21 protein-coding genes, 1 tRNA gene and 1 pseudogene are annotated in these 22,036 nt (G+C 53.4%); 19 read left to right on the forward strand and 4 right to left on the reverse strand.

Annotated features, from left to right (window positions below; translation table 11 throughout):
* Nucleotides 1–12: 12 nt before the first annotated feature.
* Nucleotides 13–357 carry a hydrogenase maturation nickel metallochaperone HypA gene (gene hypA, locus EAH77_RS01730; protein WP_140470074.1) on the reverse strand — a complete coding sequence of 115 codons (345 nt, stop codon included), beginning with the start codon at nucleotides 355–357 and terminating at the stop codon, nucleotides 13–15.
* 396 nt (nucleotides 358–753) lie between these two features.
* Between hypA and EAH77_RS01735 the strand changes: the two genes are divergently transcribed.
* The 16 genes and pseudogenes from EAH77_RS01735 to EAH77_RS25090 form a co-directional block, all read left to right on the forward strand.
* On the forward strand, nucleotides 754–1,221 hold the full coding sequence (locus tag EAH77_RS01735) for a formate hydrogenlyase regulator HycA (protein WP_140470075.1): 468 nt from the start codon (nucleotides 754–756) through the stop codon (nucleotides 1,219–1,221).
* Nucleotides 1,222–1,427: 206 nt separating this feature from the next.
* On the forward strand, nucleotides 1,428–2,057 hold the full coding sequence (locus EAH77_RS01740; protein WP_140470349.1) for a 4Fe-4S dicluster domain-containing protein: 630 nt from the start codon (nucleotides 1,428–1,430) through the stop codon (nucleotides 2,055–2,057).
* The gene (locus EAH77_RS01745) at nucleotides 2,057–3,970 is read left to right on the forward strand and encodes a proton-conducting transporter membrane subunit (RefSeq protein ID WP_140470076.1); all 1,914 of its coding nucleotides are present in this window, start codon (nucleotides 2,057–2,059) and stop codon (nucleotides 3,968–3,970) included. The genes EAH77_RS01740 and EAH77_RS01745 overlap by 1 nt, the downstream gene beginning before the upstream one ends.
* 10 nt (nucleotides 3,971–3,980) lie before the next feature.
* Nucleotides 3,981–4,934 (forward strand): respiratory chain complex I subunit 1 family protein, encoded by a 954-nt coding sequence (locus EAH77_RS01750; protein ID WP_140470077.1) that lies wholly within the window; start codon nucleotides 3,981–3,983, stop codon nucleotides 4,932–4,934.
* A 44-nt stretch (nucleotides 4,935–4,978) separates the two neighbouring features.
* Nucleotides 4,979–6,703, forward strand: coding sequence for an NADH-quinone oxidoreductase subunit C (locus EAH77_RS01755; RefSeq protein ID WP_140470078.1), 1,725 nt, complete (start codon nucleotides 4,979–4,981; stop codon nucleotides 6,701–6,703).
* A gap of 15 nt (nucleotides 6,704–6,718) precedes the next feature.
* The gene (locus EAH77_RS01760; protein ID WP_140470079.1) at nucleotides 6,719–7,276 is read left to right on the forward strand and encodes a formate hydrogenlyase complex iron-sulfur subunit; all 558 of its coding nucleotides are present in this window, start codon (nucleotides 6,719–6,721) and stop codon (nucleotides 7,274–7,276) included.
* On the forward strand, nucleotides 7,273–8,070 hold the full coding sequence (locus EAH77_RS01765) for an NADH-quinone oxidoreductase subunit B family protein (RefSeq protein ID WP_140470080.1): 798 nt from the start codon (nucleotides 7,273–7,275) through the stop codon (nucleotides 8,068–8,070). The genes EAH77_RS01760 and EAH77_RS01765 overlap by 4 nt, the downstream gene beginning before the upstream one ends.
* Nucleotides 8,067–8,540 carry a formate hydrogenlyase maturation HycH family protein gene (locus EAH77_RS01770; RefSeq protein WP_140470081.1) on the forward strand — a complete coding sequence of 158 codons (474 nt, stop codon included), beginning with the start codon at nucleotides 8,067–8,069 and terminating at the stop codon, nucleotides 8,538–8,540. The genes EAH77_RS01765 and EAH77_RS01770 overlap by 4 nt, the downstream gene beginning before the upstream one ends.
* Nucleotides 8,533–9,057 (forward strand): hydrogenase maturation peptidase HycI, encoded by a 525-nt coding sequence (gene hycI, locus EAH77_RS01775; RefSeq protein WP_140470082.1) that lies wholly within the window; start codon nucleotides 8,533–8,535, stop codon nucleotides 9,055–9,057. The genes EAH77_RS01770 and hycI overlap by 8 nt, the downstream gene beginning before the upstream one ends.
* A gap of 242 nt (nucleotides 9,058–9,299) precedes the next feature.
* The gene (gene hydN, locus EAH77_RS01780) at nucleotides 9,300–9,845 is read left to right on the forward strand and encodes an electron transport protein HydN (RefSeq protein WP_140470083.1); all 546 of its coding nucleotides are present in this window, start codon (nucleotides 9,300–9,302) and stop codon (nucleotides 9,843–9,845) included.
* A gap of 23 nt (nucleotides 9,846–9,868) precedes the next feature.
* Nucleotides 9,869–12,043 carry a formate dehydrogenase subunit alpha gene (fdhF, locus tag EAH77_RS01785; protein ID WP_140470084.1) on the forward strand — a complete coding sequence of 725 codons (2,175 nt, stop codon included), beginning with the start codon at nucleotides 9,869–9,871 and terminating at the stop codon, nucleotides 12,041–12,043.
* 54 nt (nucleotides 12,044–12,097) lie between these two features.
* The gene (gene hypF, locus EAH77_RS01790; protein ID WP_140470085.1) at nucleotides 12,098–14,416 is read left to right on the forward strand and encodes a carbamoyltransferase HypF; all 2,319 of its coding nucleotides are present in this window, start codon (nucleotides 12,098–12,100) and stop codon (nucleotides 14,414–14,416) included.
* The gene (locus EAH77_RS01795; protein WP_140470086.1) at nucleotides 14,409–15,437 is read left to right on the forward strand and encodes a HoxN/HupN/NixA family nickel/cobalt transporter; all 1,029 of its coding nucleotides are present in this window, start codon (nucleotides 14,409–14,411) and stop codon (nucleotides 15,435–15,437) included. Before hypF ends, EAH77_RS01795 begins: the two co-directional genes overlap by 8 nt.
* Before the next feature lie 227 nt (nucleotides 15,438–15,664).
* Nucleotides 15,665–16,441 (forward strand): DgsA anti-repressor MtfA, encoded by a 777-nt coding sequence (gene mtfA, locus EAH77_RS01800; RefSeq protein ID WP_140470087.1) that lies wholly within the window; start codon nucleotides 15,665–15,667, stop codon nucleotides 16,439–16,441.
* Nucleotides 16,442–16,584: 143 nt separating this feature from the next.
* A tRNA-Asn gene (locus EAH77_RS01805) sits at nucleotides 16,585–16,660 on the forward strand.
* 184 nt (nucleotides 16,661–16,844) lie between these two features.
* Nucleotides 16,845–16,928, forward strand: a pseudogene (locus EAH77_RS25090) (hypothetical protein); the annotation flags it as partial.
* 115 nt (nucleotides 16,929–17,043) lie between these two features.
* Here the strand turns inward: EAH77_RS25090 and EAH77_RS01815 are convergent.
* Nucleotides 17,044–17,979, reverse strand: a complete 936-nt coding sequence (locus EAH77_RS01815; RefSeq protein ID WP_140470088.1) for a quinone oxidoreductase family protein — start codon at nucleotides 17,977–17,979, stop codon at nucleotides 17,044–17,046.
* Between the two features lie 71 nt (nucleotides 17,980–18,050).
* Between EAH77_RS01815 and EAH77_RS01820 the strand changes: the two genes are divergently transcribed.
* From EAH77_RS01820 to EAH77_RS01830, 3 genes are all read left to right on the forward strand, one after another.
* The gene (locus tag EAH77_RS01820) at nucleotides 18,051–18,536 is read left to right on the forward strand and encodes a MarR family winged helix-turn-helix transcriptional regulator (RefSeq protein WP_140470089.1); all 486 of its coding nucleotides are present in this window, start codon (nucleotides 18,051–18,053) and stop codon (nucleotides 18,534–18,536) included.
* Nucleotides 18,537–18,639: 103 nt separating this feature from the next.
* A complete protein-coding gene (locus EAH77_RS01825; RefSeq protein WP_140470090.1) occupies nucleotides 18,640–18,894 on the forward strand; it encodes a hypothetical protein in 255 nt (84 codons plus the stop codon).
* Complete coding sequence (locus tag EAH77_RS01830; RefSeq protein WP_140470091.1) at nucleotides 18,860–19,165, forward strand: hypothetical protein; 306 nt, start codon at nucleotides 18,860–18,862, stop codon at nucleotides 19,163–19,165. The genes EAH77_RS01825 and EAH77_RS01830 overlap by 35 nt, the downstream gene beginning before the upstream one ends.
* A gap of 143 nt (nucleotides 19,166–19,308) precedes the next feature.
* Here the strand turns inward: EAH77_RS01830 and EAH77_RS25665 are convergent, their stop codons facing one another.
* Nucleotides 19,309–20,859, reverse strand: coding sequence for a methyl-accepting chemotaxis protein (locus EAH77_RS25665; RefSeq protein WP_140470092.1), 1,551 nt, complete (start codon nucleotides 20,857–20,859; stop codon nucleotides 19,309–19,311).
* 556 nt (nucleotides 20,860–21,415) lie between these two features.
* On the reverse strand, nucleotides 21,416–22,012 hold the full coding sequence (locus EAH77_RS01840) for a hypothetical protein (RefSeq protein ID WP_140470093.1): 597 nt from the start codon (nucleotides 22,010–22,012) through the stop codon (nucleotides 21,416–21,418).
* Nucleotides 22,013–22,036: the final 24 nt, after the last annotated feature.

Genomic DNA, 22,036 nt, shown 5'->3' on the forward strand with positions numbered 1-22,036 from the left:
TCCTCGAGCCTGTTATTCAATTTCAATACGTTTGATTTTCATGCCGTCATCTGCAGTAACCCGCAGGTTTCGTCCGCCGCACTGTGGGCAAATCAGTGCTTTCGGGCTAAGCAGCGCAATCTCCTGCTGGCAGTCATAGCACCAGCTTTGTGCGGGCGGCATGATGAGATGCAACTGACATCCTTCCGCCAGCGTCTCGCGGCACACCAACTCGAAACAGAAATTCAGCGCTTCTGACTCGACGCAGGAAAATGCCCCTATTTCCAGCCAAACGGCAGTGATGCGATGCGCATTATTGTGCTGCGCATGGTGGGTGATAATGTCCACCACATTCTGGCACAGGGTTATTTCATGCATTATTTATCGGTCTGCTCCATAAAAATAGCCACACGCCATGATGAAAGACATTGCAAATAAGATGCCAGATTGCATTTCGGCATTTAAATAAGCCGGTAAGTTCAGGGATCACCCTTATTTATCTGAAAAATGAAAAGTGGCGAAAATATCCTGTCAAATTTGACGAAATAGTTCGTCACCGTCACCTGTAACGTCACGATACGTTCCCATCACCGCCGACAAAAAAACAGTTAACACGTTGTTTTTAAATAAAATAAATAAAACGCATTGAAACTGGCACGCTTTATGCCCTAACAGCAGTAACACGACGGAGAAAAGGCAAAAGTGGCGTCATAAATCAGTGCCCCAAAAAGGCCCTTTCCTCCATGAATTCGAACGACCTGACAGGTAACGACAATGAGCACAATCAGTGAATTAACTCACCAGGCGGATTACATCGCCAGTAAAAACAAACGGCTAAAAAACCAGTGGCAGACCTATAGCAGTCACCTCATCACTGCGGTAACTCAATCAAATAAAAGAATAAATCATGAATTCATTTGTGGTGACGGGCAGGATATCTGCTTTATGCTGTTTGACTATTTCATCGTGCGCATTCAGCTAAGCACTGATTTTTACAGTCAGGATATTCTCTACAGCATCAATCTCGCCGCCCCCAGCGAACCAGAGGAATTTATAGAATTCGCCCATGCCACCTTAGGTGAAGACGGGTGCGTTGATACTGCCGTAGACATCAGCGATCGCAATGCGGTACTGGAGCATTACCTCAATAAGATCAGCACAATTTATCAGTGTCTGTTCGATTCAATTCATGAAAATCATTCGAGCCACGCACAGCTAAGAAAATTATTAAGCCATGCCTGAAGAGATGCAGGCTGATTATTTTCAGCAAACAGAATTTTTAAATTATTGGCTGTTCAATGACGTCATTTCTTAATGACAGAACTGTCGAAATGTCATTTTAAATGCCGATTTCGTCAAAGATGACGAAATAACAAGGAACCTTCATGAGCCGTTCCGTGGTTATGCCTGTACCCGTAACCCCATCAGCGCCGGTGAAAAACCGCGCCATGAATCAGTTTGTTATTGCCGATGCGTCACGTTGCATCGGCTGTAACACCTGCATGGCCAGTTGCTCACAGGAACATCGCCAGGTTGGGCTGCAAGATGCGCCGCGCCTGCAGGTGATCCGCAGCGAAAGGGACTCCGCACCGGTGATGTGTCACCAGTGTGAAGATGCCCCCTGCGCACAAGTCTGCCCGGTGAATGCCATCAGCCATCAGGGCAATGCCATTCACCTTAACGAAAGCCTGTGTATCAGTTGCAAACTGTGCGGCATCGCCTGCCCGTTTGGGGCGATTGGTTTTTCGGGCAGCCTGCCAGTGGCTATCCCGCGCGACTGCAATACCGCAAAAGCCCTGCCCGCACCACGAATGCCCAGATCACTCAGCGCCTTTCTGGACTGCATTCCCGGTGTCCGCGCCGTGGCGGTGAAATGCGACCTGTGCAGTTTCAGCGCCGAAGGTCCGGCCTGTATTCGCACCTGCCCGACCAACGCGATTACGCTGGTTACCGCCGAGATGACCTCGCTTGCCAGTGAACAGAAAAGACTGAATGCAATGAATGTGTTCAGCCACGACCTCCCTCTATTGACTTCGTCAGACCCGCTGACAGACAGCGGCCAACGGGAGGCGAAATAATGACTACCGCACTCTTTAACGCACCAAATCTGCTCTCCGTGGCACTCATCCTATTTGGACTCTGTGCGCTGGCAGGTGGCCTGTTAACCGCATGGCCCGTTTTTGCCCGCAAACTAAGCGGTTTGGGAATGGTGTTGGCCGCTGCGCTGGCGGTGACAGCCGCGCTGATGATGATTTCACTCACTGCACCTGTCGGGCTTTACCTGCCATGGCTACATTTGCAGGTTGAACTCAGCGCACTCAATGGCGTACTGCTGCTGGCCATTGCCTTACCCGCCCTGTTTAGCGGCCTGTATATTGCCGGTTCTTACCACGCCGGTTCGGCTGGAGTACTCAAGAAAATAAATGCGCGCAGTGCCGGGTTGCTCAACCTGATGCTGGCGGCAATCACGGCCTCGATATTGGCCGCTGACGCATTGTGGCTGGTGTTGTTTCTTGAGGTCGCGGCGCTTTGCGCCTATTTCCTCACTGCGCTGCATGGCGACAGCAAAAGCCGTCGCGCGGCCCTTAACCAGTTTCTTTTTTCTCACCTCGGCACCTTATGTCTGATCCTGGCCTTTTCGCTGCTTTGCCACACGACCGGCAGTAGCACACTGGCCGCCGCGCGTAGCATCACACTCACTCCGCTGCTGCAGTCGGCGGTCTTTCTATTAGCCTTAACAGGCTTTGGAATCTATGCCGGCGTTATTCCGCTGCATAGCTGGGTACCCCAGGCGCACTCTTCGGCTTCCCCGGAGGCGGCGGCGTTATTCTCAGGTGCGCTAATGAAAGTAGGCCTGCTTGGCATCATCAGAGTAGGGCTGGATCTGCTGGGTGCTCCGCCGCTGTGGTGGGGCGTGGTGGTTCTGGTACTGGCTCTTATCACGGCCTTTATCGGGGGGTTATATGCCCTGATGGAACATGATTTGCGCCGCCTGCTGGCTTATCACACGCTGGAAAATATCGGCATTATTTTGCTGGGTATTGGTGGGGCAATGGTGGGTGTGGCACTTAACCAACCCGCTTTTGCCGCACTGGCGTTGCTGGCCGGGTTATTTCATCTGCTCAATCACAGCCTGTTCAAGACCGCGCTGTTTTTAGGTGCCGGAGCTATCGAACAGCAAACCGGCATTAAAGATATTGAGAAGTTAGGGGGGCTGGCGCGGCGCATGCCATGGATCGCTGCCGCCATGCTCATCGCCCTGATGTCGATGGCCGCATTGCCGCCGCTCAACGGTTTTGCCAGCGAATGGTTGCTCTATCAGTCCCTGTTCCAGATGAGTGCAGGTCACGATATTGCGGGTCGCCTGCTCGGGCCTTTACTGGCGGTGGGACTGGCACTGACCGGTGCGCTGGCGCTGATGTGTATCGCTAAAGTCTTTGGCGTGACGTTCCTTGGTGCGCCTCGCAGTGACGCCGCTGCCAGCGGACTGCCCCCCTCTTTCACGATGACATTGAGCATCGCGATGCTGGCGCTGCTGTGTCTGGCCGTCGGGGTCGCGGCTCCGTGGGTTATCCCTCTCCTGGCTGGCGTGGCGTCATCCATTCTCCAGGCACCGCCAATGCAGGTCGCCAGCCAGGGCGTGCTGCTGACGCGCACGGCGGCTGTATCGCCACCGATGATCGCCATTTTGCTGCTGTCATTGCCGCTGCTGCCTTTATTGCTGGCAAGCCTGTTGCGCGGTGCACGTTTACCCGCACGCCAGCGGGGTGATGCCTGGGCTTGTGGCTATGGCCATTCCCCCGACATGGTGGTAACCGCGACCGGTTTTGCACAACCGCTGCGCGTGATGTTCGCTCCGGTCTACCGGTTACGGCGCATCGCCACACCTGACCGGCTGGTCAGCACGCTGCATCGTGGGGGGATTTCCGCCTTGTGCCATCGTCTGGCTTTCATTGAACTGGCTGTGTTGCTGGTCATCACCCTTGCCTGAGGAATTCATTATGACTTTCCCTGCTTTACTCGCCGGGCCACTGTGGCCGCTGGCTTTGCTCCAGGCGTTGATGTTACTGGCGCTGGCTCCGCTGTTTGCTGGTTTCAGCCGCGTACTGCGCGCAAGAATGCACAGCCGTCGCGGGCCAGGCGTGTTTCAGGAATACCGGGATATCGCCAAACTGCTGAAACGTCAGAGTGTATCTCCGGCCTCCTCCGGTCCGGCATTTCGCACGATGCCGTATCTGCTGACTGGCGGCTTGCTGGTGATTGCCACCGCATTGCCCGTGGTGACGCTGGCTTCTCCACTCGGTGCCGCCGGTGACTTGCTGACGGTGATTTATCTGTTTGCCATTGTTCGCCTGGTCTTCGCCCTGGCCGGGTTGGATACCGGCAGCACCTTTACCGGTATCGGGGCCAGCCGTGAAGCGGTATTGGGCGTTCTGGTTGAACCGATCCTATTGCTTGGCCTGTGGGTGGCGGCACTGGTCGCCGGCTCCACCAGCCTGAGCGCCATCAGCCGCACGGTAGGCCACTGGCCGGTCTCCTCTGGCTTGACCCTGATCCTCGCCGCGCTGGCCTGCGCCTTTGCCACCTTTATTGAAATGGGCAAGCTGCCGTTCGATATGGCAGAAGCGGAGCAGGAGTTACAGGAGGGGCCGCTGACCGAATATTCCGGCGCGGCGCTCGGGGTGCTCAAACTTGGCATCAGCCTGAAACAATTGGTGGTGCTGCAACTGTTCCTCGGCCTGTTTCTGCCGTTTGGTCTGGCGGAAAACCTGAGTGCAGCGTCACTGCTGTGGGCTCTGGTGCTGTGCCTGCTGAAATTAACGCTGGCTATCCTGCTGATCGCGTTGATTGAAAACAGCGTCGCCCGGCTGCGGTTTCTTAAAACTTCCCGCACAACGTGGGCAGGGTTTGGTCTGGCATTTCTGGCGCTGGTTTCCTGGCTGGTTGCCGGCTGACCTGACATTTTTCTTGTCCCGCTGCGGCGGGAAGAGGCTTTGTAATGAGTGATATCAATACCGCGTTAAATCAACATCCCGTTGGTCTGTCTTATCTGGCGGCGCTGGATAAACAGTTCCCATCAGCCATCCTTGGCAGCGAATGGCAGACCGACACCCAGGCGACAGTCACCGTTAAACTCAACGCACTGCCGGAAGTGGTGGAGTGGCTTTATTATCAGCAAGGTGGCTGGCTGTCCGTGCTGTTTGGCAATGATGAACGCACATTGTGCGGCAACTATGCACTCTATTACGTACTGTCGATGGAACAAGGCATCAAGTGCTGGATAACCGTGCGGGCCGAAGTAGACCCGGTCTCGCTGGAGTTCCCTTCCGTGACGCCGCGCATTCCGGCCGCCGTCTGGGGCGAACGTGAAGTGCGTGACATGTACGGCCTGCGCCCGGTGGGCCTGCCTGACGAACGCCGACTGGTACTGCCGGATGACTGGCCAGACGATCTCTATCCGCTGCGCAAAGATTCGATGGATTACCGTCAGCGCCCCGCCCCGACGACGGATGAAGAAACCTACCCGTTTATTTCTGAAGCCAAAGAAGGCAGCAAAATTGTGCCCATTGGTCCGCTGCACGTTACCTCTGACGAGCCCGGACACTTTCGCTTGTTCGTTGATGGCGAAGACATTATCGATGCCGATTACCGGTTGTTTTACGTCCATCGCGGCATGGAAAAACTGGCTGAAACCCGCATGGGTTACAACGAGGTCACCTTCCTTTCTGACCGCGTGTGCGGCATATGTGGCTTTACCCACAGCGTGGCGTACACCTCCTCGGTTGAAAATGCGATGGGGATTGTGGTGCCAGAACGGGCACAGATGATCCGTTCGATTTTGCTCGAAGTAGAACGCCTGCACAGCCATCTGCTCAACCTCGGTCTGGCCTGTCATTTTGTTGGTTTTGACTCCGGCTTTATGCAGTTTTTCCGCGTGCGTGAAATGTCGATGAAAATGGCGGAGATCCTGACCGGGGCCCGTAAAACCTACGGCATGAATCTGATCGGCGGTATCCGTCGCGATATTCTTAAAGACGACATGATCCAGACCATCGCCCTGGCGGGCGGCATGCGCAGCGAGCTTACCGACCTGGTCGACATCCTGCTTGGTACGCCGAATACCGAACAGCGCAGCGTCGGTGTCGGCCTGCTTGATCCGCAAGTTGCCCGCGACTTCAGCAACGTCGGTCCGATGGTGCGCGGCAGCGGCCATCGCCGTGATATGCGACAAGATCACCCTTATGCCGGTTACGCCAAACTGCCCTTTGAACTGTGCAGCGAAAACGGTAACGACGTCTATTCACGGCTGAAAGTCCGTATCCATGAAGTGTTCAACTCGCTGAATATGATTGAGTTCGGTTTGCAATCACTGCCCGGCGGCCCGCTGGCGGTGGAAGGCTTTACCTACATTCCGCACCGCTTCGCGCTTGGGTTCGCCGAAGCACCGCGCGGGGATGACATCCACTGGAGCATGACCGGTGACAACCAAAAGCTGTTCCGCTGGCGTTGCCGCGCCGCCACCTACGCTAATTGGCCGACGCTGCGCTACATGCTGCGCGGCAATACCGTCTCCGATGCGCCGCTGATCATCGGCAGCCTCGACCCCTGCTACTCCTGCACCGACCGCATGACGGTGGTCGACGTACGTAAAAAAACCTCGATTGTCATTCCCTACAAAGAGATCGAGCGTTATGGCATTGAGCGGAAAAATTCGCCGCTTTAACCGGAGGAACAACAGATGCTGAAACTGATAAAAAAAGTCCTCAAAACCGGGACGGCGACGGTGGACTATCCGGCGAAACCGCTGGATCTGTCGCCCAACTTTCGTGGTAAGCCGCTCTACAACCCGCAACAGTGTATTGCCTGCGGCGCCTGCGCGAATGCCTGCCCGTCGAACGCGCTGACCATGACGCCAGCTGACGACGGCGAAACGATCCGCTGGTCACTGTTTCTGGGGCGTTGCATTTTTTGCGCACGTTGCGAAGAGGTCTGCCCGACGGCGGCCATCGCGTTGTCACAAGAATTCGAACTGGCGGTATGGCGCAAAGAAGACCTGTTTGAAATCGCCGACTTTGCCGTTTGTCACTGTCAGCAATGCGGCAAAGCCTATGCGGCGCAAAAAGAGATCGACTTCGCACTGGCCTTGTTGCAGGAAAGCCAGGGGCTGGATGCCATCGAACTTGAAAAACACCGGGTGCAGTACGAAACCTGCCCGGCCTGCAAACAGCAACATCACCTGACCCCAACCGGCCGTATTGATCTGGGCCGCCATCTGACAGCGGAGAACGCGCTATGAGCCAGACCCTGATTGGCCCGCGCGACGAAAACGGTCTGCCGGTGCCGGTAACGCTCGACCAGAGCATTGCCAAATTGAAAAGCACGTTGCTGAAAGATATTCGCCGTTCAGCCTACGTTTACCGGGTCGATTGTGGCGGTTGCAACGGCTGTGAAATTGAAATTTTTGCCGCTATTTCTCCGCTATTCGATGCCGAACGCTTCGGGATTAAAGTCGTTCCATCGCCAAGACACGCCGATATTCTGCTGTTCACCGGCGCGGTGACCCGTGCTATGCGGGTGCCCGCTTTGCGTGCCTGGGACTCGGCCCCTGATCCTAAAATCTGTATTTCCTACGGTGCCTGCGGCAACAGCGGCGGCATATTTCATGACCTGTACTGCGTCTGGGGCGGGACCGACAAGATTGTGCCGGTTGATGTTTATATTCCCGGGTGTCCGCCGACACCGGCCGCCACCATTTACGGTTTCGCCATGGCACTCGGCCTGCTGGATCAGAAAATCAAAGGCCAGCAGCATGATGAAACCGACGGTGTGGCAGCCGCCCTGCTGCATCCGCAAGTCCCGCAGCCATTACGTGTGCTGCTTGATCGCGAAGCCCGCCGGATGGCCGGTTATCGCTATGGCCGCCAGATTGCCGACCAGTTTATGCAGTTACTGGTCGGGGACGACGGGCGTCAGGTAGAGAGCCGGATCGGTGACTTTTTGGCGGAGCGTGGCGATCTGCGTCTGAATGAAATCATCGGCAATTTGCTGGCGATCTACCACCAGGTGCTGCGCGGTGAGGTACGGCTATGAATGACCAGCGCTATGCGCGTCATCAGCCACACGCCGGTGACCGCTACTTCGCCAGCGGCAAAGTGGTGTTTTATGCACTGAGCAGCAAATTTGTCGATGAAAAAAGTGTTCAGACGCGCACACCGCCAAAAGCCCAGGAAATCATCTATTACAGCCTGGCAATTGGCCATCATCTTGGGGTGATTGACTGCCTAAAAGCTCAGCTCGAATGCCCTCTGACGGGCTATCAACACTGGCTGAACACCTTACCGCCGCAGAGCGAAGCGCATCGCAAAATGGCAGGGGTTGAGCGGTTTGGCGAAATCAATATCGACATTAGCCACACCCACCTGCTGGCCCGCGCCCTTAGCGATGCCCGGCCACAGATGAACGAAGAACAACAGGGTTGGAGTGAACAGCTCATCGCCCTGTTACAGCAAATCGAGCATGAACCCGCCATGTACCTGATGGTAAGGAAATACGATGCCTGAACAGATCATACAGACTTTACCCCCTGTGCAATCGCAGGCCAGCTCCGACAAGGTGCTGCTTTGCGTGGGTAATTGCATGATGGGTGACGACGGCGCCGGGCCGCGTCTGGCCGAACTTTGCATCGCTAACCCCCTTGCCGGCTGGACGGTGATTGACGGCGGCGCGGCCCCCGAAAACGATGTGCACTTTATCCGTGAACTGCGTCCGACACATTTGGTGATCGTTGATGCAACCGAGATGGGCCTGCAACCCGGCGAGATACGTATTATCGACGAAAGTGACATCCCCGACATGTTCATCATGACTACCCACAACATGCCGCTGACGTTCCTGATGCAACAGCTGCGCGAAGATGTTTCGCGCACGACCTTCATCGGTATTCAGCCTGATGTCGTGGCGTTTTACTACCCGCTCAGTGCAGCGGTCGAACAGGCGGTCATCCGCCTGCACGAGCTGCTGCAACAACCCAATATCACTACCCGTATTGCGCGTTTTCAGGCGGTGGCGAATGTCTGACACCGCCTCGTCATATCTGTCGATACGGTGTCGATGTCACTGCATGCTGACGCCACACGTTCGTCACAACCCACAAAGATGCCGAGTAACTGAATGAATATATTGAATAAAATATTACCCGCCTGACTGGCATGGTTTATGTATAGCCAGTAGCTGAGAAACGTTAACAACCCAACATAGAAAACCCAAAGTCATTGGCCTTGCAGGAAGGCGTCAAGGACGAAGGGGATTTGGAGAGAAGGATGAACCGGTTCATTATCGCCGATCCAAAAAAGTGTATCGGCTGCCGTACCTGTGAAATTGCCTGCGTCATGGCACACAGTGACTCGCAGGATATCTCACTGCTCAATGCCGCCACGTTTGCGCCGCGTCTGCATGTGATCAAAGGGGTCAACATCAGCACCGCCGTGATGTGCCGCCAGTGTGAAGATGCTCCTTGCGCTAATGTCTGCCCCAACGGCGCCATCAGCAGGATGAATGATCATGTTCAAGTGATGCAGGAGCGCTGTATCGGTTGCAAAACCTGCGTGGTCGCCTGTCCCTATGGCGCAATGGAAGTGGTGACTAAACCGATCTTCCGCCAGAACGGCGCGGCGATGAATGCCACCTCGGATAAAGCAGAAGCACACAAATGTGATCTCTGCCAGGGCCGCGACAATGGCCCGGCCTGCATGGAAATTTGCCCGACCAACGCGTTGTACTCCGTTGACCGCAGCCTGCTACAGGAAATGAACAGCGAAAAGCGCCGTCGCGCCGCGCTGGACAGTACATCTCCCCTGCTGTTTTAACCTCGAAAAGAGGAAGGAATACCATGAAAAAAATTACCACTGTCTGCCCGTACTGCGGGGCTGGCTGCAAAATGAATCTGGTTGTGGATAACGGCAAAATCATTCGTGCTGAAGCAGCAAATGGCGTGACCAATCAGGGTGAATTATGTCTTAAAGGCTATTACGGCTGGGATTTCCTCAACGATACCAAGTTGCTGACACCGCGCCTGACACAGCCGTTGATCCGCCGGGAAAGGGGCGGGAAATTCGAAGCCGTCAGTTGGGATGAAGCGATCCGCTATACTGCGCAGCGCCTGAAAGAGATCAAACAAAAACATGGACCGCGCGCCATCATGCACACCGGCTCCTCACGCGGCACCGGCAATGAAACCAACTATGTGATGCAGAAATTTGCCCGCGCAGTGATCGGTAATAATAACGTCGACTGCTGCGCACGCGTCTGCCATGGCCCTTCGGTGGCTGGCTTGCAGGCCACACTGGGTAATGGCGCAATGAGTAACTCGATCGGTGACATCGAGAATTCAAAATGCCTGCTAGTGATCGGCTATAACTGTGCGGACTCACACCCCATCGTCGCCCGCCGGGTCATTAAAGCCAAAGAAAAAGGCGCACAGATCATCGTCTGCGACCCCCGCCGCATCGAAACGGCCCGCATCGCTGACCAACATCTGCAAATCAAAAACGGCTGTAACATGGCGCTGGTGAATGCTTTCGCCTATACGCTGATTGAAGAAAATCTGTATGACCACGACTATGTCGCCAAATACACCGAGGGTTTCGAAGCCTACCGTGAAAATCTTGCCGGGTATGCGCCGGAAGCCGTTGAGTCGCTGACCGGTGTGACCGCGCAGCAAATTCGCCAGGCCATGCGCACTTATGCCAGTGCACCGTCCGCTACCATTATGTGGGGCATGGGGGTCACTCAGTTTGGCCAGGCGGTGGATGTTGTCAAAGGTATTGCCAGTCTTGCACTGCTGACCGGTAACCTCGGACGCGCCAATGTGGGCGTCGGTCCAGTACGCGGGCAAAATAACGTGCAAGGGGCCTGCGATATGGGCGTGTTGCCAAACGAATTCCCAGGCTATCAGTCCGTCACTGACCCGGCAGTTCGCGCTAAATTTGCTAAAGCCTGGGGTATCGATGCTCAGCAAATGGATAGCGAAGTCGGTTACCGGATCACCGAGATCCCGCACCTGGCCCACGAAGGGAAAGTCAAAGCCTACTACATCATGGGTGAAGACCCACTGCAGACCGAAGCCGATCTTGGGCTGGTACGCAGCGCATTTGAAGCTCTGGAGTTTGTGGTTGTGCAGGACATCTTCATGACCAAAACGGCAGAGCAAGCCGACGTTATTCTGCCGTCGACCTCATGGGGCGAGCATGGTGGGGTCTTCTCCTGCGCCGATCGCGGCTTCCAGCGTTTCGAAAAAGCCATCGATGCAAAATACAATGTTAAGCGTGACTGGGAGATCATCAGCCTGCTGGCCACCGAGCTGGGTTATCCAATGCACTACAACGATAACCAGGAAATCTGGGATGAAATGCGTGAACTCTGCCCACTGTTCTATGGCGCGACCTACGAGAAAATGGGTGCGCTCGGGCATATACAGTGGCCATGTCCAACGCTTGATCACCCCGGTACACCGTTCCTGTATCAGGATAATCAGTTCACGACACCAACGGGCAAAGGCCAGCTGTTTGCCGCTGAATGGCGTGCTCCGGCAGAAGTGCCTGACGACAGCTACCCGCTGGTACTTTGTACTGTGCGCGAGGTCGGTCACTATTCCTGTCGTTCGATGACCGGTAACTGTGCCGCCCTGCAAACGCTGGCCGATGAGCCAGGCTTCGTGCAGATCAATCCTCTGGATGCCGCACCGCTCGGTGTACGTGACCAGCAGTTGGTATGGGTGACTTCACGCCGCGGCAAAGTGATTACCCGCATCAATTTTAATGAACGCATTAACGTTGGCGCGGTGTACATGACCTACCAATGGTGGATTGGCGCGTGTAATGAGCTGACTCAGGAAAATCTGGATCCGATCTCCAAAACGCCAGAGACCAAATACTGTGCGGTTAAACTGGAACCGATCACCGATCAGCGCTGGGCAGAAAACTATGCTCAGCAGGCCTACAGCGATATGAAAGCGCGCCTGCGTAGTGCCGTGGAAGATGTGATCCCAGTCGTTGCTGTTAGTTGATGAGTTAAGTGACTCCCCTGTAAATGGGGGAGTCACTTACTGAAAGGGATTTTTATGTCTGATTCCGGCCTATTGATTCGCGTCAGCGGCAAAGTACAGGGCGTGGGTTTTCGCCCCTTTATCTGGCAACTTGCCCGGCGTTTAAAGCTGTGCGGAGAAGTGCACAACGACAGTGAGGGCGTGGAAATACGTCTGCTGCAACCAGTGAACGTCGAACAATTTCTCCGTGAAATGCAGCAATATTGTCCGCCACTGGCCCATATCGACAGCATCAGCCTGCGTTTTTTTTGCTGGCTCAGCGCTCCAGCCCATTTTCATATCCTCAGCAGCCAGCCCGGCTCGATGAACACTCAAGTGGTTCCTGATGCCGCCACCTGCCCTGACTGTCTGCGCGAGATGAACGACCCGAAAGATCGCCGCTATCACTACCCTTTTCTCAACTGCACTCACTGTGGTCCGCGTTTCACGCTGATTCGTGAGATGCCCTACGATCGCACAGCAACCTCCATGGTCACTTTCCCGCTGTGCGAGGCGTGTGCAAAAGAGTATGCCGACCCTGCCGAACGGCGCTTTCACGCCCAGCCTATTGCCTGCCCTGACTGCGGCCCGCAACTTTCCGCCAGTTTGGCTGATGGCAAGCCGATAGCTGCGGCTGATAACGCATTAATCCTGGCTGTTGAGGCATTGCGGGCGGGCAATATTGTCGCCATCAAAGGGCTGGGTGGCTTTCATCTGGCCTGTGATGCCACTTCGCCGCGGGCAGTGGCACGTCTTCGTGACCGCAAAAATCGCCCCGGTAAACCGCTGGCGGTAATGCTGCCCGATGGTGACTGGCTGGCAGAATGCACCGATTCCACACCGTTGTTTGACGTACAGGCATTATTAGAGTCTGCTGCTGCGCCTGTTGTCTTGGTTTCAAAGGCCGCTACGTCACCGCTGTGTGCCGATATCGCCCCTGGGCTGAACCACATCGGGCTGATGTTGCCCTCCTCACCGCTACAGCATTTACTCATGCAACGGATGAATTCGCCGCTGGTGATGACCTCAGGTAATGCTGCAGGCTTGGCCCCCGCACTTACCAATCAGCAGGCGCTGACGCAGCTCGCCGGCATTGTAGATCTCTGGTTGTTACATGACCGGGATATTGTGCAGCGGGCCGATGACTCCGTGGTGCGTTTCACGTCCGCAGGCCCGGAGATGCTGAGGCGTGCGCGGGGCTTTGTGCCCGACGCCATTGAACTGCCGCCCGGCTTCGCCGCTCAGCCTCCATTATTGGCACTGGGCGGAGACCTGAAAAACACATTTTGTCTGATTCAGGGCAAACAGGCCGTGTTCAGCCCTCATTTTGGTTCACTGGAAAACAGTGACATTTTCGAACAGTGGCAGTTGGCGATTAGCCATTTTTCCCATCTGTTTGACTCTCAGCCCCGGCAACTGGTGTGCGATGCCCATCCAGGCTATGTCAGCCGCCAGTGGGCACAACAGCAGGCGCTGCCGGTTACTGAGGTGCTGCACCATCATGCCCATATTGCGGCTTGTATGGCCGAGCATCGCTGGCCTTTGGATGGCGGTCCGGTCATTGGCCTGGCGCTAGACGGCCTCGGTTTTGGTGAAAACGAGCAGCTATGGGGCGGCGAATGTTTGCGGGTTGACTATCGAGATTGTCAACATCTGGGCGGGTTACCTGCCGTCGCATTGCCGGGTGGTGAGCGGGCTGCGCAACAGCCGTGGCGTAACCAACTGGCACAATGGCAACGCTTTGTGCCCGACTGGCAGACACGCCCGGAAGCCGCTGGTTTGTTAACTCAGCACTGGCAGCCCCTGCTAAAAGCCATCACGGCCGGGCTTAACGCACCGCTCGCCTCCTCTTGTGGTCGGTTATTTGACGCCGTCGCGGCGGCTTTAGGTTGCGCGCCCCCAACGCTCAGTTGGGAAGGCGAAGCGGCCTGCCGCCTGCAAGCTCTTGCCGAGCAAGCGCAGGGTGTGCCTCATCCCATCACGCTAAATTTGTTAACCACAGAGCACGGGCTTAGCCTTGATCTGGCGGGTTTCTGGCAGCAATGGCTTGACTGGCAAGCGCCGTGCCCGGAACGGGCATGGGCATTTCATGACGCATTGGCAAAAGGCTTTGCCAGCATGGCACACCATGCCGCACGTCAGCACGGCCTGAAAACCGTGGCGCTGGGTGGCGGCGTGATTCACAACACCCTGCTGCGCCGCTGCCTGCTCAGGCATTTAGCGCCTCTTCACGTCCTCGCTCCGCAGGCTATTCCAGCCGGAGACGGCGGGCTGGCGTTGGGCCAGGGCGTCGTGGCCTGCGCCCGTATTCAGGCGTCAATCACTTCATCTTCACATAAGGGCTCTCATGATTAACCGCGCATTTTTCCACACCCATCGTCGTGCTTTTTGGCTGCTGCTCGGGCTGGTTGCGCTCAATGTGCTGGCGTGGGTCTGGGCTTTCGCCCTTTTCAGTCAGCATGCCGGGCTGATCGCTGCGTCCCTGCTGGCCTATGGCTACGGCCTGCGTCACGCGGTCGATGCCGACCACATCGCCGCCATTGATAACGTCACCCGTAAACTGATGCAACAGGGCCAACGCCCGGTGGCTGTTGGGGCGTACTTCTCCCTCGGCCACTCAAGCATTGTAGTGATTGCCTGTGCGGCGATTGCCGCCACCTCTTTACTATTTGGTGACAAGATCGGCTGGTTGCACGACTACGGTAGCACCATTGGTACACTGGTTTCGGCACTGTTTTTATTGCTGATGGCGGTGGTCAATGCGGCGATCCTGCGTGATGTCTGGCGCCGTTTCGGTCAGGTAAAGCGGGGAGAATCCTTTGTTCAGGCGGTCGATGCGGATCATGTTCAGGGCGGCGTAATGACCAAAATTTTCCGTTTTGCCTTCCGGCTGGTCAACCGCAGTTGGCAGATGTATCTGGTCGGCTTTTTATTCGGGCTGGGTTTTGACACCGCGACAGAAATTGGTCTGCTGGGTATTTCTGCGGCGGGTGCGTCTTCGGGGATGTCAGTCTGGAGCATCATGGTATTCCCCGCCCTTTTCGCCAGCGGCATGGCGCTCATCGACTCGCTTGATAATTTTGTGATGGTGGGCGCGTACGGCTGGGCTTTCGACAAACCAGTGCGCAAGCTCTATTACAACATGACCATTACGGCCACCAGCGTAGTGATTGCGTTGTTTATCGGCGGTATGGAAGCGCTCGGTCTGTTAGCTGATAAATTCAACTGGCATCAGGGTGGGTGGAAAATCATCGACAGCCTGAATGAAAATATGGGCAGCGTTGGCTATGCTGCCGTAGGGGTGTTCATCGTCTTTTGGGGAATTTCGGCGCTCAACTATCGCTGGAAGGGATACGATAAGTTAGGTACAGAGTAACGTGGTTTTGGTCACAGACATTTGTCGCTGTAAGTGATTGAATAGTCGCAAAGAGAAAGCTGTTTGAACCTGACTGAATATCGCTACGGTTCAGACAGTTATGAGAAAGTGCCATTCAGCGTTTTCAATATCTCTCGTGTTGGTGGTTGTAAAGTGCCCCCGTTTTGCGGCAAGTTTACAGTTCACCTCCAGCGAGCAGTTCAAATGATCACTTTGCGAGCAATCCGATGATTAAGTGGCCGTGGAAAGCGAATGACCTCCAGTCCGATAAGTGGGATGCGTGGCGAGATGCGCTGAATATCCCGCTTTTTACGTCGTTGAATGACGAGGAGCAAAAACGTCTGGTGCAGGTTGCCAGCCAGTTACTGCATCAAAAAAGATTAGTTCCGCTACAGGGCATTGTTCTCAATGAACAGATGTCGGCACGGATTGCCCTGCTGTTTGCTCTGCCGGTGATGGAATTAGGCGCGGAGTGGCTCGACGGTTTTCATGAGATCCTGCTCTATCCCAGCCCTTTTCTCGTTGACTCGCCATGGCAAGACGAACACGGACTGGTGCATGCCGGTTCGCAGATTCATGCTGGCCAGAGTTGGGATCAGGGGCCTATCGTCCTCAACTGGCAGGACGTCGAAGACTCCTTCGATACATCAGGATTTAACCTGGTCATTCATGAAGCTGCGCACAAGCTGGATCTGCGTAACGGCGGCGAGGTGAGTGGGATTCCACCTATCGCGCTGCGTGACGTAGTGGCCTGGGAACATGATTTACACGCCGCGATGGAAAATTTGCGGGATGAAATCGACATGGTAGGAGAGGACGCGGCCAGTATGGATGCATACGCAGCCAGCGACGCTGCTGAGTGTTTTGCCGTACTCTCCGAATACTTTTTCAGTGCGCCAGAACTGCTTTCAACCCGTTTTCCGCTCGTTTACGGCCATTTTACCCGTTTTTATAAGCAAGACCCGCTGGCGAGGCTGCTCCGAAACCAACGCTGTGACTGTTAACCGGCCTATTAATGGCGGTTCAAAGCGAGAAATTTAGCTATTTCGGGGTTTTCTGCTCAGTTGCTGAGCAGTCAGTCTGATAGTGGCAATTTAGCGTTGACACTCAGCGAGGCTCTGGATATTATCCGCCCCGTTCAAACGATTCCTCTGTAGTTCAGTCGGTAGAACGGCGGACTGTTAATCCGTATGTCACTGGTTCGAGTCCAGTCAGAGGAGCCAAATTAGAAAAGCCCGCTTAAGGAAACTTAAGCGGGCTTTTTGCTTTTCATGCACTTGAGCAAATCCCTGTATGATTTTGATGCAATAGGTTTGCGTGAAAAATCTTCCCACTACATTTTCAGTTTTCCCTGTGCATCGGGAGGAATCGGTGGCCTGATCAGTTCGATGATGGTGTGACCACCCAATGTCTTTTAACGACGCGAAAATCCGCAGTCTCAAGCCTTCTGAAAAACCTTTCAAAGTTTCCGATTCACAGGGTCTGTACCTTTCATCGTTAAAATACAGGTGTCAGACTTATTGCTTTGAAATTTCAGAAAATTATCGCATATCTGCATAAGATGTTTGAGAGACTCGCTTAGCCGTATGCGTAAATCATCTTGATATCAGAGGGTAAAAACCGTGCGGCAACGGCTGTCATCTTCATTCCAGGCGTCTTTCACTTCACTTAACGGGCGAAGGCGGAATGGGATGGAGAAATCGCTCTGCACAGCAGCTTGTAAGAGTTCCCCTACAGAAGAAACTAACTCTGCATTGGATACGCTGCCAAGACCACTGCCCATCAGGGTCAGTCCTGATGAGCGCAGCAATTTGCTGTGCAACGGTATTTCTTGTCCGCTCAATGAGCCGATCTGTACAAAACGGACTACCCTGGCACCTCCCGCCACGGCAGACTTCATGATATCAAGTGCACTCTCACCCCAGAGATAATCCAGAACGACATCGATCCCCTCCTCCATCAGTTTGGGAAGTTCAAGCGGCAATTCATCCAGCGTCAGCGTAATATCCGCACCTTGATGACGTAGCTTTTCCAGCACTTCAGTATTACGCCCGGTCGCAATGATTTTGCCAGCGCCCAGGTGACGGGCGATACGCACTGCCAGACCGCCTGACGTGCCGGTCGCGCCATTGATTAGAACCGTTTCCCCTTTTCGCAACTGTGCCCGGCGCGTTAAAGCCGTCCAGGATGACATACCGGGATTACCCATTGCTGCTGCCATTGAGGGGTCAAGTGTTCCAGGGAGCGGCACGATACTTTGGGTGGTAGCCAGTGTCATCTCCGCCATACTTCCAAAGGGAGAGTTCAAGGCGAAGAAAAAGACCGGGTCGCCGTTAGTCAGGTAACCGGCACCATCGATTCCGGGTATGAACGGATATTGAACCGCTGAACTGTAATGAGTTCCTGCAGCCCGTGACTTAGCCAGCTGACTGATCGCGGCCGCTTTCACATTGACCACGATATGCCGTTCATCGCCCTGAGGATCCATGAAATCACCGTAAACCGGCGTTTCGCCTTTCTCAATAACAATTGCTGCTTTCATTGATATCACCTTCTGTTGATGAAATTATAAGTGTATAATACACACATTATTCTTGTTCCCGGAGACCGTCAATGAAAAAAGTGCAAAATACACATAACCACTCAAACTTCGATGATTTGCATGATACGTTGTTGGCTATCGTCGGCGCCTTTAATCGCCCGCAACGTGATGAAATAATGATAAAAGATTCCGGGATAAATCTTGATCGCGCTTTATTTCCACTGCTGGTGCTGATAGGTCGCTTTGGCCCAATGGGTGTTGGAGAACTCGCCGACCGGGTGGGTCGGGATTACACGACGGTGAGCCGCCAAATAGCGAAACTCGAACAAACCGGTCTGGCCCGGCGACAGAAGAATGTAAAGGATAAGCGAATTAATGAAGCCGTCATTACCGCTGAAGGAAAAGTGATGACCGATAAAATCGATCAAACGCGCGCACTCATTTATGGCAGCATCTTTCAGAACTGGCCAAATGATGAGGGTGCTGAACTGGAAAGATTATTGAAGAAGTTTATGACCGACTTTACGACTCTGGAACAAAACAAAAAAACAGACTAACCAGAGACCATCGCCACCAAAAGAGAGTCGAATGCCGGATAACGTGTTCGACGAACGGGTGAGGGAGATGACGGTTCGGAGGAGACGGGGGAAAGAGTCACTCATGCCTGTCGCTATCCGTCACTTTTCACGTTATGGCGATGAGGGCACGTCACTGCGCAGAATCGTTGCCGAAGCTGAGGTGGATATGGCACTGATCGCACGACTCTTTGGCGGCGCTGACCGAAGAGATCATTTCTCTGCTCACCGTCACATTATCATCACCGGAATAATCACCGACCTGCTAGCTATCCAGAATATTTCAACGTCATTAAGGATACGTCATGAAGCAATTAAGAATTTACACACTGAAAAGTAAAATCGCTGCCTTAGAGTATTTTCAACACCACTGGATGAAACACTTATCAAGCCTGCCAAAGTTTGGTATTGCAGTAAATGACGTCTATCTCGGGGCTGAAGAGAATGCGGATAAGGTGATGGCGATAGTCAGTTACCCTGCAGAAAGTGATGCTAAAGCCTTAGACAGAAAATACATGCAGAGCGATGAATTCAAAGCAGACATGACAGGTTTTGACCTTTCTAACATCATTCGCGTGGAAGAGTTCTGGATCAGTGAGCGCCTGTTCTAAGGTTGGGATGAAAACTGAAAGTGCTCTAAATCCGATTTATTCAACAAGGCCGCAAATTATTAGAAGACGGCCTAAAAACACGTTAGGCAGGGAAAAGCATCGAAGGAAGAGGCGTCAGACCTAAAATCTGACGCCTTTAAAGGTCAGACAATAAATACTTTGACCATCTCTTTTAGGCTACGAGCCTGATCTGCAAGAGCATCGGTGGCCGCAGAGGCTTCCTCTACCAGCGAGGCGTTTTGTTGCGTGACACTCTCCATTTGCCCAACGGCCACGTTTACCTGCATGATGCCCAGACTCTGTTCTCCCGATGCCAGTGAAATTTCACTCATCACGGTCGACACGTCATTAATTGATTGAATAATGTCTTCAATAACCTTGCCGGTATCGTTCGCAACGACAGTTCCCTCTTTGACAAAATCCACGGATTCACCGATTAACTGCTTAATCTCTTTGGCCGCCACCGAACTTCTCTGTGCGAGCGTACGAACCTCTCCGGCCACCACGGCAAAACCACGCCCCTGTTCACCAGCCCGCGCGGCTTCTACTGCTGCGTTAAGAGCAAGAATATTGGTCTGGAAAGCAATGCTTTCAATAACCGTAATAATTTCAGCCACTTTTGTCGAACTCCCGGAGATGCTGCTCATCATGGAAATCATTTTTTTCACTGAGCGGCCTCCCTGGTCTGTTTTCTGCGAGGTCAGTTTGGCACTTTGGGTGGCCTCAGCTGCGTTTTCGGTGTTGAGTTTAACTGTTGATGTCAGCTGTTCCATGCTTGCTGCCGTTTCTTGCAGCGCAGCCGCCTGCTGTTCCGTTCTTGCCGATAATTCGGTATTTCCCTGAGCAATTTCATCTGATGCCAGTGAAATTAAATCTGCCGTCTGCTTTATCCCACTCACAATATCCCTGAGGCGACTCTGCATAACACTCAGTGAAAATATGATGCTGCCCGTGTCTTTTTCAGAAAGTATGATGTTTTTGCTCAGGTCTCCTGATGCAATTGCGGTGGTTATTGACTGAGCAATTGCTGGCTCACCACCAATTTGCCTGAGAACGCTCCGGGTAATAAGTAAAGCAAGTGCGCCGCCACATATGATTGAAATAATGGTAAGCAAAATTAATAGCTTGAAAAAAACAGAGAAGGTTTGCTGGGCTTCGCTACCGGCTTGCACATTGAGGACGTTTTCAAACTCTGTCAGCTTATTGAGATTGTCCAGCCACTCTTTCTGCACCGGCCTTGCCTCTTCCAGCAAAACCCTTGTGGCTTCCTGACGATTACTATTTTTACCCAACTGAGCGGCTTTGATGAGTAAGGGCATCGCAGCCGCTTCATTTTTTTCTATTAAAGACATAAGCCGAATTTCGGTTTCTGTCGTTGTCGGCTCCCGGGCGAATAACTCTTCAAGCATCTTCTTGTTTTTAATGTAAATTTCCGACTGCGCAACGAACCTTGCCCACTCTGTATTCAGTTCGTCCTGACTAGTGATCAATGCCAGGTTCCTGACAGCAATAGCCCGGTCGCGCACGGTGGAGGTCATATTGACGGCAAACTTGGTTTCATTCTGGTTTACGTCAACGATCTCACGGAATTTACCATTCATTATCCCCAAACCGTACAGACTTGCGGAAGCGGTGATCATCAGCAAAATGATAATTGCTGTAAAACCTGTAATAAGTCGTGTTGATAGTTTCATCTGTGCAGGCTTGTTTGGATTAGTTGAACCTTGAGTATCGGCAGCAGAAGATTAATAGTTAATCATTTATGAACAATACGGCTTTACCGGGATACCTTCAGGAGCGTTGTGATCTGATAGGCGTTGTTAAATAAATCGAATTGTTGGCCGCAATCAGGATCAGATCACCACATCCCTGACGATAGCCACGAGGCTATGACCATGATCCGTGCATTGAACAAAATGACGCGTGCAGGCATGCCAGAAAGTGTACGGATTGTCTGAGAAAATGACTGACAGGGGGGGATCTGTCATCTAAATCCGATTTATTCAACAAGGCCGGTCGAATCTGTACGCAGAGATTTCCGGGCAACGTCAGCCCAGAGGGATCCACTACAGCAAAGATTGACGGAAGTGTTTATCATGCCGAAATTTTGTTTCTGAATAGAGCAGGATTTTGGGACAGAGCTACTTTTGTTCTACCCGGCATACATGAGCCGGGTAGAACTATTACTGCAGTCAGGCCAAAAACAGAAAGCGTGTATGCATTCGATTTTGGCTAGGCTCCTTTATGCATTTAGCATAACGAGCCAAACTCCATACTTTCAGGTTCAATCATTTCCAGAAAAGCATCACATACGGCTTGCCCTTGCCAGGATGCACAAATTGCTTCTGCACAGAGCTGGCTATCAGCAAATGCAAGATCGACAAATACCGCATTATTCAAACTCACCAGATGCTGACTTTTCCATCCAGGCTGAAGTGCCAGGTGACCTTCAACCATTCGGCTATAAACTTCACGCATTTCACTTTCCTGAACACCCTGTTTTAAACGGAATCTCCCAATTTCGATTCCATACCCTTTTATCAGTGCAGGTGTTTGTTTTTCCTGAGGGATATAGTGCCCCATACTTTGCAAACCACTGACAGAAGCTCTGAAAGAGGAAAATTCGGGTTGGAGCTCGACGGCTTTCGCTGCCGTCAGTGCGTCTTCATGGCTGTTCCAGGTAACGAGGTCCACTCGTTTCGTTGAGTCATCAGTACCAGACAATGCAATCCAGTCGATAAATCCGGGAAAATGCTTAAGAAGACGTTGTGCAGATGATCTCGCAGCATCAGCTTCCGGTTGGGTTTTTACCTGGTAGGTCACTATTTCGTAGCATGGGGTAGTCATTACGCATTCCGTTAACATGGTGAG

The sequence above is a fragment of the Ewingella americana genome, assembly GCF_006438725.1.
GTDB lineage: Bacteria > Pseudomonadota > Gammaproteobacteria > Enterobacterales > Enterobacteriaceae > Ewingella > Ewingella americana_A.

Coding starts and splice junctions, on each gene's coding strand:
- hypA (WP_140470074.1), bottom strand. CDS start 357: ATGCATGAAATAACCCTGTGCCAGAATGTGGTGGACATTATCACCCAC.
- EAH77_RS01735 (WP_140470075.1), top strand. CDS start 754: ATGAGCACAATCAGTGAATTAACTCACCAGGCGGATTACATCGCCAGT.
- EAH77_RS01740 (WP_140470349.1), top strand. CDS start 1,428: ATGAATCAGTTTGTTATTGCCGATGCGTCACGTTGCATCGGCTGTAAC.
- EAH77_RS01745 (WP_140470076.1), top strand. CDS start 2,057: ATGACTACCGCACTCTTTAACGCACCAAATCTGCTCTCCGTGGCACTC.
- EAH77_RS01750 (WP_140470077.1), top strand. CDS start 3,981: ATGACTTTCCCTGCTTTACTCGCCGGGCCACTGTGGCCGCTGGCTTTG.
- EAH77_RS01755 (WP_140470078.1), top strand. CDS start 4,979: ATGAGTGATATCAATACCGCGTTAAATCAACATCCCGTTGGTCTGTCT.
- EAH77_RS01760 (WP_140470079.1), top strand. CDS start 6,719: ATGCTGAAACTGATAAAAAAAGTCCTCAAAACCGGGACGGCGACGGTG.
- EAH77_RS01765 (WP_140470080.1), top strand. CDS start 7,273: ATGAGCCAGACCCTGATTGGCCCGCGCGACGAAAACGGTCTGCCGGTG.
- EAH77_RS01770 (WP_140470081.1), top strand. CDS start 8,067: ATGAATGACCAGCGCTATGCGCGTCATCAGCCACACGCCGGTGACCGC.
- hycI (WP_140470082.1), top strand. CDS start 8,533: ATGCCTGAACAGATCATACAGACTTTACCCCCTGTGCAATCGCAGGCC.
- hydN (WP_140470083.1), top strand. CDS start 9,300: ATGAACCGGTTCATTATCGCCGATCCAAAAAAGTGTATCGGCTGCCGT.
- fdhF (WP_140470084.1), top strand. CDS start 9,869: ATGAAAAAAATTACCACTGTCTGCCCGTACTGCGGGGCTGGCTGCAAA.
- hypF (WP_140470085.1), top strand. CDS start 12,098: ATGTCTGATTCCGGCCTATTGATTCGCGTCAGCGGCAAAGTACAGGGC.
- EAH77_RS01795 (WP_140470086.1), top strand. CDS start 14,409: ATGATTAACCGCGCATTTTTCCACACCCATCGTCGTGCTTTTTGGCTG.
- mtfA (WP_140470087.1), top strand. CDS start 15,665: ATGATTAAGTGGCCGTGGAAAGCGAATGACCTCCAGTCCGATAAGTGG.
- EAH77_RS01815 (WP_140470088.1), bottom strand. CDS start 17,979: ATGAAAGCAGCAATTGTTATTGAGAAAGGCGAAACGCCGGTTTACGGT.
- EAH77_RS01820 (WP_140470089.1), top strand. CDS start 18,051: ATGAAAAAAGTGCAAAATACACATAACCACTCAAACTTCGATGATTTG.
- EAH77_RS01825 (WP_140470090.1), top strand. CDS start 18,640: ATGCCTGTCGCTATCCGTCACTTTTCACGTTATGGCGATGAGGGCACG.
- EAH77_RS01830 (WP_140470091.1), top strand. CDS start 18,860: ATGAAGCAATTAAGAATTTACACACTGAAAAGTAAAATCGCTGCCTTA.
- EAH77_RS25665 (WP_140470092.1), bottom strand. CDS start 20,859: ATGAAACTATCAACACGACTTATTACAGGTTTTACAGCAATTATCATT.
- EAH77_RS01840 (WP_140470093.1), bottom strand. CDS start 22,012: ATGACTACCCCATGCTACGAAATAGTGACCTACCAGGTAAAAACCCAA.